Annotated in this window: 11 protein-coding genes; 4 read left to right on the top strand and 7 right to left on the bottom strand. The window is 72.8% G+C overall.

The features are described 5' to 3' along the window. Positions 1 to 437 precede the first annotated feature (437 nt). Positions 438 to 1,739 (bottom strand): tyrosine--tRNA ligase, encoded by a 1,302-nt coding sequence (tyrS, locus tag Pma05_RS25750; RefSeq protein ID WP_203860040.1) that lies wholly within the window; start codon positions 1,737 to 1,739, stop codon positions 438 to 440. Between the two features lie 189 nt (positions 1,740 to 1,928). Here tyrS and Pma05_RS25745 point away from each other — a divergent pair, with 189 nt between their 5' ends. Then, positions 1,929 to 4,115, top strand: coding sequence for an alpha-galactosidase (locus tag Pma05_RS25745; protein ID WP_307836890.1), 2,187 nt, complete (start codon positions 1,929 to 1,931; stop codon positions 4,113 to 4,115). Between the two features lie 24 nt (positions 4,116 to 4,139). On the opposite strand, the gene Pma05_RS25740 is transcribed toward Pma05_RS25745, so the two are convergent. Beyond that, positions 4,140 to 4,817 carry a response regulator gene (locus Pma05_RS25740; protein ID WP_203860038.1) on the bottom strand — a complete coding sequence of 226 codons (678 nt, stop codon included), beginning with the start codon at positions 4,815 to 4,817 and terminating at the stop codon, positions 4,140 to 4,142. Further along, positions 4,814 to 6,103 (bottom strand): sensor histidine kinase, encoded by a 1,290-nt coding sequence (locus tag Pma05_RS25735; RefSeq protein WP_203860037.1) that lies wholly within the window; start codon positions 6,101 to 6,103, stop codon positions 4,814 to 4,816. Before Pma05_RS25735 ends, Pma05_RS25740 begins: the two co-directional genes overlap by 4 nt. Positions 6,104 to 6,271: 168 nt before the next feature. On the opposite strand from Pma05_RS25735, the gene Pma05_RS25730 reads away from it, so the two are divergent. The 3 genes from Pma05_RS25730 (at position 6,272) to Pma05_RS25720 (ending at position 10,851) form a co-directional block, all read left to right on the top strand. Beyond that, on the top strand, positions 6,272 to 7,087 hold the full coding sequence (locus Pma05_RS25730) for an ABC transporter ATP-binding protein (protein ID WP_239313046.1): 816 nt from the start codon (positions 6,272 to 6,274) through the stop codon (positions 7,085 to 7,087). Beyond that, a complete protein-coding gene (locus tag Pma05_RS25725; RefSeq protein ID WP_203860036.1) occupies positions 7,081 to 9,594 on the top strand; it encodes an ABC transporter permease in 2,514 nt (837 codons plus the stop codon). The genes Pma05_RS25730 and Pma05_RS25725 overlap by 7 nt, the downstream gene beginning before the upstream one ends. A gap of 303 nt (positions 9,595 to 9,897) precedes the next feature. Continuing rightward, positions 9,898 to 10,851, top strand: a complete 954-nt coding sequence (locus tag Pma05_RS25720; RefSeq protein ID WP_203860035.1) for a sulfite exporter TauE/SafE family protein — start codon at positions 9,898 to 9,900, stop codon at positions 10,849 to 10,851. Positions 10,852 to 10,954: 103 nt separating this feature from the next. Here the strand turns inward: Pma05_RS25720 and Pma05_RS25715 are convergent, their stop codons facing one another. The 4 genes from Pma05_RS25715 to Pma05_RS25700 form a co-directional block, all read right to left on the bottom strand. Continuing rightward, complete coding sequence (locus Pma05_RS25715; RefSeq protein WP_203860034.1) at positions 10,955 to 11,680, bottom strand: FKBP-type peptidyl-prolyl cis-trans isomerase; 726 nt, start codon at positions 11,678 to 11,680, stop codon at positions 10,955 to 10,957. A 654-nt stretch (positions 11,681 to 12,334) separates the two neighbouring features. Further along, complete coding sequence (locus Pma05_RS25710; RefSeq protein ID WP_372441554.1) at positions 12,335 to 13,717, bottom strand: GH1 family beta-glucosidase; 1,383 nt, start codon at positions 13,715 to 13,717, stop codon at positions 12,335 to 12,337. A 187-nt stretch (positions 13,718 to 13,904) separates the two neighbouring features. Continuing rightward, the gene (locus Pma05_RS25705) at positions 13,905 to 14,744 is read right to left on the bottom strand and encodes a carbohydrate ABC transporter permease (protein ID WP_203860033.1); all 840 of its coding nucleotides are present in this window, start codon (positions 14,742 to 14,744) and stop codon (positions 13,905 to 13,907) included. After that, positions 14,737 to 15,726: a carbohydrate ABC transporter permease gene (locus Pma05_RS25700; RefSeq protein WP_203860032.1), complete on the bottom strand. Its 990-nt coding sequence runs from the start codon at positions 15,724 to 15,726 to the stop codon at positions 14,737 to 14,739. Before Pma05_RS25700 ends, Pma05_RS25705 begins: the two co-directional genes overlap by 8 nt. Between the last annotated feature and the right edge of the window lie 18 nt (positions 15,727 to 15,744).

The raw sequence follows: 15,744 nt of genomic DNA, 5'->3' as shown, positions 1-15,744 counted from the left end.
GCCCACCGTTTCCGCCGGGCACTCGTAGTACGTTAGCTGACCGTTTTCGCATCGTCAAACCGAACGAATTCGGCTCGACATCCGCTTCCAGTCGATCGAGCTATTCCGCGATCAGCGCACAGCCTATCGACTGTGTCGATCTAGGATTCCGGCAGTCCGGCCGCTCGCGGAGTCACCCACGCGCTCGCCCGGCTCGCTGCCGATCGTTCACTCTACCCGGTCAGGTCCGCAACTCCAAATCGCCCGGTCCGAGCTCTCGGAGTCACCCCGCCCGCCAGGCCGGCGCGGCAGTTTCCCACCTCACTGGCCTGGTGCCTCACCCGCAGATCCGGCCGTTTGCGCGTTTCGCGCCGTTCGTCCGTTCCCCCGCGGGCAGAGAGAAAATTACGCGGCCCGGGGACGTACCGTCAAATCCACCGGGAGCATTCCACATCACATCACCGCTCCGGCACCAACTCCACCCCGGCGAAGGTGCGCTTGCCCCGGCGCAGTACCAGAAAGCGACCGTGCAGCAGCGCCTCGGCCGGGACCGTCGCCTCCACGTCGGTCACCCGCTCGTTGTTGACGTACGCGCCGCCCTCGGTGATCGCCCGGCGTGCCTCGTTGAGGCTGCTCACCAGGCCCGTCTCGCGGAGCAGCCCGGCCACCGGCGGCAGGCTCTGCACCCGCACCAGTCCGGCCTCGGCCAGCGCCGCCCGCAGCGTCTCCGCCGACAGCTCGTCCAGGGCACCCCGGCCGAACAGCGCCTGGCTCGCGGCGACCGCCTGCCGGGCCTCCTCGGTCCCGTGCACCAGCGCGGTCAACTCCTCGGCGAGCGCCCGCTGGGCGATCCGGGCCGCCGGCCGCTCCGCCGTCGCCTTCTCCAGCTCCTCGATCTCCTCGTGCGAACGGAAGCTGAAGTAGCGCAGGTACTGCGCCACGTCCCGGTCGTCGCTGTTGACCCAGAACTGGTAGAAGGCGTACGGGCTGGTCATGGTCGGGTCGAGCCAGATGGCGCCACCCTCGGTCTTGCCGAACTTCGTGCCGTCCGCCTTGGTGACCAGCGGGGTGACGAAGGCGTGCACCGGCCCGGCGCCACGACGGCGTACGTAGTCGACGCCGGCGGTGATGTTGCCCCACTGGTCGGAGCCACCGAACTGGAGGGTGCAGCCGTACCGGCGGTGCAGCTCGAAGAAGTCGTTGGCCTGGAGGAGCTGGTAGCTGAACTCCGTGTAGCTGATCCCGCTCTCCAACCGGGCCTTCACCACCTCGCGGGCCAGCATCCGGTTGACCGGGAAGTGCTTGCCGACGTCGCGGAGGAACTCCGCCACCGACATCTCGCCGGTCCAGTCCAGGTTGTTGACCGGGCGGGCGGCGTTGTCGCCCTCGTACGACACGAAGGGCGCGAGCTGCCGGCGGATCCGCTCCACCCAGCTCGCCACCACCTCCGGGCTGTTCAGCGTCCGTTCGCCCCGCTCGTTGGGGTCGCCGATCAGGCCGGTCGCCCCGCCGACCAGCAGCAGCGGGCAATGCCCGGCCAGTTGCAGCCGGCGGGCGGTCACCACCTGCAACAGGTTGCCGATGTGCAGGCTCGGCGCGGTGGGGTCGAACCCGACATAGAACGTCACCGGGCCGGAGCCGAAGTGCTCCGCCAGCTCGGCGGGATCGGTCGAGTCGAAGAGGAGACCCCGCCACCGCAGGTCCTCGAGCGGAGACTCCCCGCCGGCGGACGCGGGGGAAGGAAGGCTGCTATCGGTCACGGTGCAGATTGTCCACCATGCCGGCGGTCCGCCCGTACCCGGTTTACCGCTCCGGTGGCATGACCGGCGGGTGGCATGACCGGCGGGTCCGGCCGCCGGACGGCAGAGCCGTTGACGGGACAGGAGGGCCGAAGGCACGCTACCCGGGCCAGGGCGTCACAAATCCGTCGACCCGTGGAGGCGTACCCCGTGACCGTGCCGAGTCAGACCCGCCAGCCGGCGCCGAGCCCGGCCACCGACGGCGGCCTGGTGCACCTGCGCCGGGCCGGAGTCAGCCTGCTGCTGGACGGCACCGATCCCGGCGTACCGGCGGTGCTGCACTGGGGCGCCGACCTCGGACCGCTCACCGGACCGGAACTCGCCGACCTCGGCACCGCGCTCCGCCGGCCGGCCCGGCCCGGCACTCCGGAGGGCCGGCCGGTGGGCATCCTGCCGGAGCACACGTACGCCTGGTTCGGCCTGCCCGGGCTCTCCGGGCACCGCGCCGGACGCGACTGGTCGCCCCGGTTCCGCCGGACCGACCTGCGGGTGCGGGACGACCGGGCCGAGTCGGCCGCGACCCTCGTGGTGACCGTCACGGACGACGCCGCCCGCCTCGACCTGGTCGTCGAACTCGAACTGGATCCGGCCGGGCTGCTCCGGCTCCGCGCCGAGCTGGCCAACCCGCCGGACGCCGCCCCCTACCAGTTGGACGGGCTGCTGCTCGGGCTGCCGGTGCCGCCGCAGGCGGACGAACTGCTCGACCTGACCGGCCGGTGGTGCCGGGAACGCAGCCCCCAGCGGAGCCCGTTCACCGTCGGCTCCCGGTCCCGGGAGAGCCGTCGAGGCAAGCCCGGCCTGGACGCCTCGCTGCTGATGGTGGCCGGTACGGCCGGCTTCGGTTTCCGGTCCGGCGAGGTCTGGGCGGTGCACCTCGGCTGGAGCGGCAACCACCGGCTGCATGCCGAGCGGACCCCGGACGGCGAGGCGCTGCTCTCCGCCGGTGAGCTGCTGCTCCCGGGTGAGATCGCGCTGGCACCGGGCGAGCGCTACCGGACGCCCTGGCTCTACGCGTCGTACGGGCGCGGGTTGGACGAGATGTCGGGTCGCTATCACGCCCATCTGCGCCGGTCGGCGCGGGTGGGGCGGCGGGCGCGTCCGGTCGTGGTGAACACCTGGGAGGCGGTCTACTTCGACCACGACCTCGGCCGGCTCACCGCGCTGGCCGATGCCGCCGCCGAGGTCGGGGCGGAACGGTTCGTCCTGGACGACGGCTGGTTCCTGGGCCGCCGCGACGACCGGGCCGGGCTCGGCGACTGGTACGTGGACCCGGCCGTCTGGCCGGACGGACTGCATCCGCTGGTCGCGCACGTACGCGGGCTGGGGCTGGAGTTCGGGCTCTGGGTCGAGCCGGAGATGGTCAACCCCGACTCGGAACTGGCCCGGGCGCATCCGGAGTGGATCCTCGGTACCGGAGGACGGCTGCCCCGGCCGGCCCGCTGGCAGCAGGTCCTCGACCTGACCCACCCGGAGGCGTACGAGTACGTGCTCGGGCGGCTCGACGCGCTGGTCCGGGAGTACGAGATCGGGTATCTGAAGTGGGACCACAACCGGGACCTGCTCGACGCCGGCCACCAGCCGTCGGGGCGGCCGGGAGTGCACCGGCAGACCCTGGCGACCTACCGGCTCCTCGACACGCTGCGGGAACGCCACCCGGGGCTGGAGATCGAATCCTGCTCCTCCGGCGGTGGCCGGGTCGACCTGGGCATCCTGGAACGGACCGACCGGGTCTGGGGCAGCGACTGCATCGACGCCCTGGAACGGCAGTCGATCCAGCGCTGGACCCAGCTCCTGCTGCCGCCGGAACTGATCGGCTCGCACGTCGGCTCGGGCCGGTCGCACACCACGGGGCGTACCCACGACCTCGGTTTCCGGGCCGGTACCGCCTTCTTCGGCAGCTTCGGCATCGAGTGGGACCTGACCGCGGCCACTCCGGAGGAGCGCCGGGAGGTGGCCTGGTGGGTGGCGCTGTACAAGCGGCACCGTGGGCTCGTGCACGGCGGAACCGTGGTCCGGGTCGATCATCCGGATCCGGCGCTCTGGGTGCACGGGGTGGTCGCGGCGGACCGGTCCGAAGCGATCATGGCGATCGTCGCCGTCGCGACCGGGACGACCGTGAACCCCGGACCAGTACGCCTGCCCGGCCTGGACCCGGACCGCCGCTACCTGGTCCGGGCGGTCGCACCGGAGGACGCCGCGACCAGCCTGCCGGCGCCGCCGGCCTGGACCACCGGTTCCGGGGTACGACTCTCCGGGCGCACCCTCGGGCACGCCGGCCTCCAGGCCCCGCCGCTCCGCCCGGAGCAGCTCCTACTGGTCCACCTGGACGGTGCCTGACCCACCGCCGCGGCAGGCCAGCGATCAGCGGCCCGGCACCGTGACCAGGCCGGTCCGGTAGGCGACGATGACGAGCTGGGCGCGGTCCCGGGCGTGCAGCTTGCCGAGCAGCCGGCCGACGTGCGTCTTCACGGTGGCCGGGCTGAGCCGCAGATGACCGGCGATCTCGGGATTGGAGAGGCCACGGCCGATCAGGGTCAGTACCTCCCGTTCCCGATCGGTCACCCCGGTCAGCTCCCGGGCCACCGGCCGGTCCGGTTCGGGCAACCGGGCGAACTCGGCGATCAGTCGACGGGTCACGCTGGGGGCGAGCAGTCCCTCCCCGGCGGCGACCACCCGGATCGCGGTCAGCAGGTCCTCCGGCGGGGCGTCCTTGAGCAGGAAGCCGCTGGCGCCGGCCCGGATCGCCGCGTAGACGTACTCGTCGAGGTCGAAGGTGGTGAGGATGAGCACCCGGACCTGACCGGCGGCGGGTGACGCGGCGATCCGCCGGGTCGCCTCGATGCCGTCCAGCTCCGGCATCCGGACGTCCATCAGTACCACGTCCGGGCGCTCCCGTTCGGCCAGCTCGACGGCTGCGGCCCCGGTACCGGCCTCGCCGACCACGGTCAGGCCCGGCGTCGTCTCGATCAGCACCCGGAAGCTGCCCCGGAGCAGCGCCTGGTCGTCGGCGATCAGCACCCGGACCGGCTGGCCGGTCACCGGTTCGCCCCGGCCGGGTCGCCCGTCGGGTCCGCCTCGGCGCTCGGCGGCCGTACGCCCGGGTCAACGGCCTGGAGTCGGGCGCCCGCCCCGACCGCCGGCAGTCGGGCCGAGACGCGGAACCCGCCGTCGGCGGTCGGGCCGGCCTCGAAGCTGCCGGCGTAGAGGTGGACCCGCTCGCGCATGCCGATCAGGCCCTGCCCCTTCGGGTCCGCCGGCCGGACCGGTCGGCCGGGCTCGTTGGTCACCTCGACCCGCAGTTCGCCGCCGGCCTCGGTCACCGCGACCCGGCACCGGACCGGCCCGGCGTGCTTGACCACGTTGGTCAGCGCCTCCTGGATGATCCGGTACACCGAGCGGCCGACGTCCTCCGGTGGCTCCGCCCCGGCGGGCAGCTCCAGCGTCAGCTCCGGGACCATCCCGGCCGCCGCCGCCCGGTCCAGCAGGCCCGGCAGTTCGGCCAGGCCCGGCGCGGGACCGAACTCGACCGGCGTACCCGGCGTACCCGGTGTGCCGGTACGCAGCACGCCGAGGGTACGGCGCAGTTCCGCCAGCGCGCTGCGGCTGGTCGCCTCGATGTCCCGCAGCGCGGCCCGGACCTCCTGCGGCCGGGCTTCCGCCACGTGGTTGGCGATCGCCGCCTTCACCGTGATCACGCTCATGCTGTGCGCCACGATGTCGTGCAGCTCGCGACTGATCCGCAGCCGCTCGTCGACCGTGGCCTGCCGGGCCAGTTCCGCCGCCGACCGGGACGCGTACGCGCGTCGCTCGCGTACGGCCCGGCCGAGGATCCAGGTCGCGATCAGGAGCAGTTGCAGGAAACCGAGCCCGGCGACCGCCTCGTCCCAGTCCGACGTCTTCGGCAGGATCACCGGTACGGCACCGGCGAGTACCAGCAGCAGGGCCGGCACCGAGCGGCGCAGTTCGGTGGCGAGTGCCACCTGGTAGAGCGCGAACGCGATCGCGATGCAGACCGAGAACGAGGCGTAGACCGGCACCACCTCCACCAGTAGGGCGGAGAGCGCGCCGACCGTCACCACCGCCAGCACCGGTACGGGCCAGCGTCGGCGTACCGCGATCGGCGCCGAGACGACGACCATGAACAGCAGGGAGACCCAGATCGGCTCCTGGACCAGCGGATCGGGGTATCCGGTCGCCGCGGGCGGGTCCGCGGCGGCGTACCCGCAGATCAGCGCCAGGCCGAGCGCCGCCAGCACGTCGAGCGCGATCAGGTCGACGATGCGGAGCCGCCGGGTCAGCAGCGAACGCGGGTGGGCGGCGGTCATCCGTCGACGGTAGCGGCCGACCCGACCCGGCCGCGTCCACCCGGAGCGGGTCATCCTCCGGTCTGACCCGGTGGCCGTCGAGGCGGTCGGGGTAGCCCGCAGGGCCGGGCCGGAAGTGACGGTTCCGCTCCGATGTGCCGGAGCGCCCGATGCCCGATCTTCGACGTCATGACCCAACGAGACGGCATGGCCCAACGAGACGGCACGACGCGACGACATGACATCGCGCGACGAGAGGAGACACCGGATCTGACCGCCGCCGTGCGGCTGCGCGAGGTCGTCCGGGCGTACGGCACCGGGGCCCGGCGGGTGGCCGCGCTGGACGGGGTGACGGTCGACTTCGACCGGGGTTCCTTCACCGCCGTGATGGGGCCGTCCGGCTCCGGCAAGTCGACGTTGCTGCACTGCGCCGCCGGGCTCGACCGGCCCACCGGTGGCACGGTCACCATCGACGGCACCGACCTCGGCACCCTCGGCGAGACCGCGCTGACCCTGCTGCGTCGGGCTCGGGTCGGGTTCGTCTTCCAGTCGTACAACCTGGTGCCGGCGCTGACCGCGGCGCAGAACGTGGCGCTGCCGCTGCGGCTGGCCGGCCGCCGGCCCGACCCGGCCGAACTGGACGCGACGCTGGCCGAGGTCGGCCTGGCCGGACCGGGCCGGCACCGCCCGGACGAACTCTCCGGCGGGGAACAGCAGCGGGTGGCGATCGCCCGAGCCCTGATCAGCCGGCCGGCGGTGCTCTTCGCCGACGAGCCGACCGGCGCGCTGGACACCCGGACCTCCCGGGACATCCTGCGGCTGCTGCGCACCCTCGTCGACCAGCACCGGCAGACCGTGGTGATGGTGACGCACGATCCGGTGGCCGCCGCCTACGCCGACCGGGTCGTGCTGCTGGCCGACGGCCGGGTGGTGGACGAACTCGGCGGCGAGCTGGCGGCGGAGACGATCGCGGCCCGGATGACCAGGCTGGAGCCGGCATGCTGAGCTTCGCCGCGCTGCGGGCCCGGTGGACCGGGCTGCTCGGCCCGTTCATCGCGCTCTGCCTCGGCGTGGCGCTGATGTCGACCACCGCGCTGATCCTGGTCTCCGCACAACCCCGGGTGCCCGACCGGTACGCCGGGGCGGCGGTACTGGTCGCCGCGCGTACCGTCGACGGGATCCCGGGCACCTTTCCGGAGCGCCGCCCGTGGTCGCCGGAGCGGACCGCCGACCTGGCCGGGCGGCTCGCCGCGATCGACGGGGTGACGGCGGCGGTACCGGACCGGTCGTTCTACGCCCAGGCGGTCCTCGACGGCCGACCGGTCGGCGAGCCCGCACTGGGGGACCCGCAGGGGCACGGCTGGTCGAGCGCGGCACTGGCGCCGTACCGGCTGGTGGCGGGGAGCGCGCCGGTCCGGCCGGACGAGGTGGTGCTGGACCGGTCGCTCGGGCTCGACCCGGGTGGCCAGGTCACCCTGCTGACCGCGACCGGGCCGGCTGACTACACCGTCGCCGGCACCGTGGACGGGCCCGGCTTCTACCTCGACGATCCGGTCGCGGCACCGCTGGCCCGGGGCGTCCGGCTGATCGGCCTGCTGGTCGCGGACGACGCCGACCCGACGGCGGTACGGGCGGCGGCCGAGGCGGTCGTCGGGCCGGACGGCACGGTGCTGACCGGCGCCGATCGGGCCGAGGCCGAGCCGCCCCGGGACACCCGGACCCGGTGGATCGGCATGCAGGTGCTGACCGCGATGACGGCGCTGGCCGGGTTCGTCTCGATCTTCGTCGTCGCCTCCACCTTCGCGTTCGGGGTCGCCCAGCGGCGTCGGGAGTTCGGGCTGCTGCGTACCGTGGGCGCCACCCCGGGACAGCTCCGCCGGCTGATGTACACCGAGGCGCTGGCGGTCGGTGCCGTCGGGGCGACCGTGGGGGTGGTGCTCGGTACCGCCTGCGCGCCGGCCTTCGGCGCCCTGCTGGTCGACGCCGGTTTCCAGCCCGTCGGGTTCCGGGTGCGGATCGAGCCCTGGCCACCGGCCGCGGCGTACCTGGTGGGTCTGGTCGTCGCCCTGCTCGGGGTCTGGTCGGCGTCCCGCCGGGCCGGCCGGGTACGCCCGCTGGAGGCGCTCCGGGAGGCGGTGCTGGACCGCCGTCCGATGACCCGTTCCCGCTGGGTCGGCGGGATCCTCGCCACCGCGCTCGGGCTGCTGCTGACCGTACTGCTGGCCGGGGCGGGCCCGGACGACATCGTGAACTACGCCTTGTACGCGTCGATGGCGCTGACCGGCGGGCTGACCCTGCTCGCCCCGGTACTGGTACCGCCGCTGACCTACGCGCTCACCTGGCCGCTGGAGCGGCTCCCGGGTGCGACCGGGATGCTGGTCCGGCGCAACGCGCTGACCGCGGTGCGGCGTACCGCGTCGACGTCGGCGCCGATGCTGCTCACCGTCGGGTTCGCGGTGCTGATCGCCGGCTCGGTGGCCACCTCGACCGGTGCGTACGCGAGCCGGGACGCGGGGGCGATCCGGGCCGGTTCGGTGCTCGTCCCGGCCGGTACGCCCGGACTGTCGGACGCGGCGGTGGCCACCGTCCCCGGCACCGCCCTGCTGCCCAGCACCGTGTACGCCGATCCGTCCGACGCGGCGACAACGGGCACGGCGACAGCGGGCACGGCGACCGGTGCGGGCGTTCCGATCGCCGCCGCCGGGGTGGACCCGGCCGGGTTCGCCCAGGTGAACGGGCGACTCAGCGTGCTCTCCGGAGACTTCTCGGCCTTCCGGGGGCCGGAGACCGCGGTGGTGACCGCCGGGCTCGCCGACCAGTTGGGCTGGGCGGCGGGGGACGGCGCGACGCTCGGCTATCCGGACGGCACCGGCGGACAGGTCCGGGTGGCGGCGGTGGTCGCCGACGGCTCCATCCCGGCGCAACTGCTGCTGGCCCGGGAGCTGGTCCGGGCGCACGATCCGTCGGCGCTCACCGAGGCGGTCTTCACCGCGTCGACCACCGGGCCGGACGGCGACGGAGTCGACCACCGGGCCGTACTCGGGGCGAGGCTGGTCGGTGTGCCGGAGTACGCGGCGGAACGGGACGCCGCCGAGGACCGGCTGGTCTGGCTCGCCACGCTGATCCTGATCGGTGTCTCGGCCGGTTACACCGCGATCGCCCTGGCGAACACCCTGCTGATGGCGACCGCGCACCGGGCCCGGGAGTTGCTGGTGCTGCTCCGCTCCGGCGCCACCGTCCGACAGGTGCTGGGTACGGTCGCCGCCGAGACGGGACTGGTGCTGGCGATCGGCACCGCGCTCGGCCTGCTGGTGCCGACGGTCGCGCTGCTGGCGATCCGCTCGGCCCTGAGCGAGCAGTTCGCGGTACCGGTCGAGCTGGTCGTACCCGGTTCGACGATCGGGCTGGTGGTGGCCGGATGCGCGGTGCTGGCCCTGGTCGCCAGCGTGCTGCCGGCCCGGCTGATCCTGCGGACGGGTCCGGGCGGCGGCGCCGGACACCGGGTGGAGTGACCCGGGTCGAACCCCGCTCGGACGACCGCGGCGGCACCGGCCGGTGCCGCCGCGGTCGACGCACCGGACCTCTTCCGCCAGGTGAAACCGGGAAACCGGGGTTGACTGTCCGGATGACCGGGTCGACAATCCCTATGGGTTAGATGGGGAAATCAGCGCAGCGACGCGCGGTTCGCCACCACTCCGTACCCACCCCGCTACGACCCGTCGTCCGAACTGTCGGCGCGTGGCCCTCGGCCGGAACGCCGCGACCGCCAGCCCGGACGGGCCTACCCTCGACCACCTCCCGGGAAGGAACGCCCCGTGCGAAAACTTCTGCTCCTCGCCCTGGTGGGGCTCGGCGCGCAGCTCGTCGACGGCAGTCTCGGCATGGCCTACGGCGTGACCTCCACCACCCTGCTCCTGGCGATCGGCACCAACCCGGCGGCCGCGTCCGCCACCGTGCACCTGGCCGAGATCGGCACCACCCTCGCCTCCGGCGCCGCGCACTGGCGGTTCGGCAACGTCGACTGGAAGGTGGTCGCCAAGATCGGCATACCGGGGGCGGTCGGCGCGTTCGTCGGCGCCACCTTCCTGTCCAGCCTCTCCACCGAGGTCGCCGCGCCGATCATGGCGCTGCTCCTGCTCACCCTGGGGATCTACATCCTGGTCCGGTTCACCGCCGCCGGTATCCCCCGGGACCGCCTCGGCCAGCCGCTGCGCAAGCGCTTCCTGGCCCCGCTCGGACTGGTCGCCGGGTTCGTCGACTCGACCGGAGGCGGCGGCTGGGGGCCGGTCGGTACCCCGGCGATCCTGGCCAGCGGCCGAATGGCGCCCCGCAAGGTGATCGGCTCGATCGACACCAGCGAGTTCCTGGTCGCGGTGGCCGCGAGCATCGGCTTCCTGATCGGCCTGGGCAGCGAGAACGTCAACTTCGGCTGGGTCGTCGCCCTGCTGCTCGGCGGCGTGATCGCCGCGCCGATCGCCGCCTGGCTGGTCCGGCACATCCCGCCACGGATCCTCGGCTCGGCGGTCGGTGGCGTGATCATCGTGACCAACTCCCGGACCCTGCTGCGCAGCGACTGGATCGACGCGCCGGACGGCGTGCGGTACGCCGTCTACGCGGTGCTCTATCTGGTCTGGGCGCTCGCGCTGGCGTACTCGATCCGGCAGTACCGGGCGCACCGGGACGAGGAGACCGTCGAGGCGATCGACACCGTGGCGCCGGCCGCCGGGGCGGAGCCCCGCGAGAAGAGTTCCGCACCCACTCCGGCCTGAACCGGACGGGGTAGCCCTGAGGCGGGCGTACCCGACGCCGACGGCGGGCCGCGACCTTGCTGGTCGCGGCCCGTTGTCGTGGTAGGTCGTGCCCGAGCGAGGGCTACTGCACCGCCAGGATGTCCACGACGAACCGGAGCGGGCCGGGGGGCTCGCCGCCGGTCGGGTTCTCGCCGTAGGCGAGGTCCGCCGGGATGTCCAGTCGCACCCGGCTGCCTGCCTTGACCCCCACCAGACCCTGGTCCCAGCCGGGGATCACCGCGCCGACGCCGATCTGGATCGGGAACGGCTCACCCCGGTTCCACGAGGCGTCGAACTCCTGGCCGGTCCGGTAGGAGGCGCCGACGTAGTTGACCGTGATCGTCTGGCCGGCCCGCACCGCCGGGCCGGTGCCCTCGACCAGCGGGGTGACGGTGAGCTTGGTCAGCTCACCGCTGCCGGCCTCGACGGTCGGCCGCTGCGCCAGCCGGGGATCCAGGTCGGCCGGCGGCCGGGACGGCGCCCCGGGGCTCTCCGGCGCCCCGGTCGGGGCCGGGCTCTCCGGCTCGGGGCTCTCCGGCTCGGCGGCCGGCGGAGTCGTCGCACTGGCCGCCGAAGCGGCCGAGGAGGTCGGCGCGTCGTCCATCACCTGCGGCAGCACGACGACGGCGGCGACGCCCAGCGCGGCCAGGACGATTCCGACGGTCCCGCCGGCCACCCGCTGCACGCGGGCCCGGTTCGCGGCGGCCTGGGACGCAGCCGCTTCCGCAGCGGCCCGTCGCTCCTGCTTGGTCGGACGCCGCTGGCTCGTCGACCCCGGCTGCTCGGGGCTCTGGACCGGATCACTCATCTGATCTTGCACTCCTCGGGGGGAAAGTGGAGCTGGGCGGGACGCCGTCGGCCCGTCGAACGGCTCCGCACACCGTACCCGCGTCAATGGTGCCGACGTCGGCTCGGTCCGCCGGCACTAGTCGCCGTCGGTGCCGCCTGGTGCCGCCGGTGCCGGCCAGGGCGACGACAAGGAAGGGCAGGATCGGGGTACGGACCCAGTGGCGGGCCGGTCGGGACGGACGACTGCGCACGGGAATCCTCGCTCTCGACTACCGACGCCGGGGCGCCCGGACGTCGGAATATTCACCCTGAACGATGGATCGGTGCCCGGGATCCCCCACCCGGCCGCTGGTCGACGGACACGGCATCCTGCTCCCCACCCCAGCCACCCGCCCTGCTCACCTGGACAACAGATGCGTTATGCCCGACCGGTAACGCATCTGTTGTCCAGGTCGGTGCCGGATCGGCGGTGCCTTGCCAACGTTGCGGGTCGCGTGGGCAGCCGGCCGGACGCGCGGGCGGGCGGACGGACGGACGCGCGGGCGGGCGGACGGACGCGCGGGCGCTCGCCGGACAGTCAGGTGGCAGTCAGTCGGATGGCTGACGCCGGCTGCGGCCGGCCGGGGGAGGGGCCGATGGGGAGCCGCGCCGCCACCGGGTCGGCGTGGTTCGGTCAGCCCACCGGGGAGGAACTCTCCGTCTCCGACCGTCCGCCGAGCCGCTGGTGGTCCCGGATGACCTCGGCGTAACGCAGCCCGCTCGCCTTCATCGTCCGGCGCTGGGTGGCGTAGTCGACGTGTACCAGGCCGAACCGCTTGTCGTAGCCGTACGCCCATTCGAAGTTGTCCAGCAGTGACCAGTAGAAGTAGCCCTCCACCGGTACGCCCCGGGCGGCGGCCGCCGCGCAGGCCTGGACGTGCTCCTCCAGGTACGCCGTCCGCTCCTTGTCCTCGATCCCGCCCTCGGTCGTGAAGGTGTCCGGCCAGGCCGAGCCGCTCTCGGTGACCAGGATCCGGTTCGGGGCGTACCGCTCGGTCACCGAGACCAGCAGCTCCTCCAGTCCGGCCGGGTACGCCTCCCAGCCCATCGCCGTCTGCACCGAGCCGGCCACTGGGATCTGTCGGGCGTGCGGCACCGGCCCGTCCGGGTCGTCGACGATGACCTGCCGGAAGTAGTAGTTCAACCCGAGGAACTCGGTCGGGGTGGCGATGCACTCCAGGTCGCCGGGGCGGACCGGCGGCTCGACGCCGTAGACCTCGAGCATGTCGGTCGGGTAGCCGCGCCCGTACAGCGGGTCCAGCCACCACCGGTTGACGTGCCCGTCGGCCCGGACCGCCGCCGCCACGTCCTCGGGCCGGTCGCTGCCCGGTTCGCACGGACTCGGGTTGAGCACGATGCCGACCGAGGCCGGCCGGCTCGCCGCCGCCCGGACCGCCGCCGCGCCGAGACCGTGCGCGAGCAGCGTGTGGTGGGAGGCGGCGACCGCCCGGGTCAGGTCCTGCTCGCCGGGGGCCATCCGGCCCTCCAGGTGCCCGATCCAGGAGACGCAGAGCGGTTCGTTCACGGTGACCCAGTCGGTGACCCGGTCGCCGAGCGCTCCGGCGACCACCGAGGCGTAGTCGGCGAACGCCTCGGCGGTTTCCCGCGCCGGCCAGCCGCCCCGGTCCTGCAACGCCTGCGGCAGGTCCCAGTGGTAGAGCGTGACCAGTGGCCGGATCTCGGCCGCCAGCAGCGCGTCGACCAGCCGGTCGTAGAAGGCCAGCCCGGCCGGGTTGACCCGGCCGGTCCCGTCCGGCATCACCCGGGGCCAGGCCACCGAGAAGCGGTACGCGTCGACGCCGAGCCGCCGCATCAGGGCCACGTCCTCCGGCCACCGGTGGTAGTGGTCGCACGCCTCGTCGCCGGTGTCGCCGTTGTCGACGTTTCCGGGTACCCGGCTCCAGGTGTCCCAGATGGACGGGGTACGGCCGTCCACCCCGACAGCCCCCTCGATCTGGTACGCCGCGGTGGCGACGCCCCAGGTGAAGTTAGGTGGCAACTTGGACAGATCCGGCACTGGTCGACTCTCCTTCAGGTGGTTCGGAGCGTGATGACCGCGCTGGTCATAGCCCGAGATGGACGTGGTTCTGCGGACAGGACGGAAACGCACACCTACTGAACCTTTTCAGCCTCCCCCTGCGGTCCGTCGCAGCCGCAAGGGAACGTCGAGGCGCGGGGGCCGCGCGGTTCAGGTCGAAACAGGATCACTTGACCGCTCCGGCGGTCAGTCCGGCGACGAAATAGCGCTGTAGGGCGAGGAAGCCGACCACCACCGGGATGCTCACCACCACCGAGGCGGCCATCGCCTGGTTCCAGTAGACGTTGTACTGGGTCGCATAGCCCTGAAGCCCGACCGCGAGGGTACGGCTGTTCTCGTCGGTCATCACCGAGGCGAAGAGCACCTCGCCCCAGGCGGTCATGAAGGCGTACACGGTGACCGCGACGATGCCCGGCACCGCCGTCGGCAGGATCACCTGGAACAGCGTGCGCAGCGGCCCGGCCCCGTCGACCTGGGCCGCCTCGTCGAGCCCGCGTGGGATCGAGTCGAAGTAGCCGACCAGCATCCAGATGGAGAACGGCAGCGAGAAGGTGAGGTAGGTGATGATCAGCCCGAGCCGGGTGGCGTACAGCTCGATCCCGGTCACGTTGCCCAGGTTGACGTAGATGAGGAAGAGCGGCAGCAGGAAGAGGATTCCGGGGAACATCTGCGTCGAGAGCACGGTGACCGAGAAGAGTTGCCGGCCGCGGAACCGGTAGCGGCTGATCGCGAAGGCGGCGAAGATGGCGATCGCCACCGAGACCACTGCGGCGGCGCTCGCCACCAGCAGGCTGTTCACCAGATATCTGCCGAGCGGCACCGTCTGCCACATGTCCACGAACGGCTGGAACGTGACCCGGCTGGGTAGCCAGGTGAAGGCGCCCTGCACGTCGCGCAGCGGCTTGAGTCCGGAACTCACCATCACGTAGAGCGGGGCGACGACGAAGAGGGTCAGCAGGCTGAGCACGATGCGGCGGGCCCAGCGTTCGCCGGTTGACTCACGCATGCTCTCTCCTGCGGTTGGTGACGAGCAGGTATACGGCGGTGACGACGAGCAGGAAGAGCAGCAGCGCCACGGACATCGCCGAGCCGAGGCCGAAGTTCCAGGTGACGAAGGAACTCTGGTAGATGTGGATCGAGATCAGGTCGGCCTGCCTCGGCGCGGAGCCGCCGAAGAGCACGTACGGGGTGTTGAAGTCGTTGAAGGTCCAGAGGAAGAGGACCAGCAGCAGTACCTGGTTGACCGGCCGGAGCATCGGCAGCGTGACGTCGCGCAGCCGCCGCCAGAAGCCGGCGCCGTCGATCGCGGACGCCTCGTAGAGTTCCGGCGGTACGTTCTGGAGCCCGGCCATCAGGCAGAGGAACGCGAACGGCCAGGACTTCCAGACCGAGACGATCAGCAGGGCGACGAAGCTGTTCTCGCCGATCAGCCAGAACGGCGGGTTGGCCCCGTCGATCAGGCCGAGCTGGTCGAGGGCGTGGTTCACCAGGCCGGTGTCCCGCTGGAACATGAAGGTCCAGGTGATCACGGCGGTGTAGACCGGCAGCGCGTACGGGGTCAGGAAGAGGGTACGCAGCAGCGCCCGCCCCCGGAACGGCCGTTGCAGGAAGACCGCGGCGGCCAGCCCGAGCATCCAGGAGAAGCCCACCGAGAGGGTGGTGTAGAGCGCGGTGACCCAGAACGAGTGCAGCAGGTCCCGGCCGGTGGCGGAGTCGAAGTCGAAGGTGACCCGGTAGTTCTCGAAGCCGGCGAAGGGCGCGGTGGACCAGTCCCGGATGTGGAACTGGGTGAGTTCGAGCAGGCTCATCCAGACCCCGACGAGCATCGGGACCACGTGGATGCCGAGTTCGAGCAGTGCGGCCGGGACGAGCAGCAGGTACGGCAGGTACGACCGCCGTACGCCACGGCGCCCGCGCCGGCTCGGCGGGTCGTCCCCGGCTGGTCGCCCGGCGGGCCGTACGGGGCCGGGCGCGGTGGTGGTGGCCATCGGATCCTCTCAAGGTGG

This window comes from Plantactinospora mayteni, from assembly GCF_016862935.1.
GTDB lineage: Bacteria > Actinomycetota > Actinomycetes > Mycobacteriales > Micromonosporaceae > Plantactinospora > Plantactinospora mayteni.
Note: the sequence above shows the minus strand (reverse complement) of the source record. Positions and strands in the feature narration are given on the sequence as shown.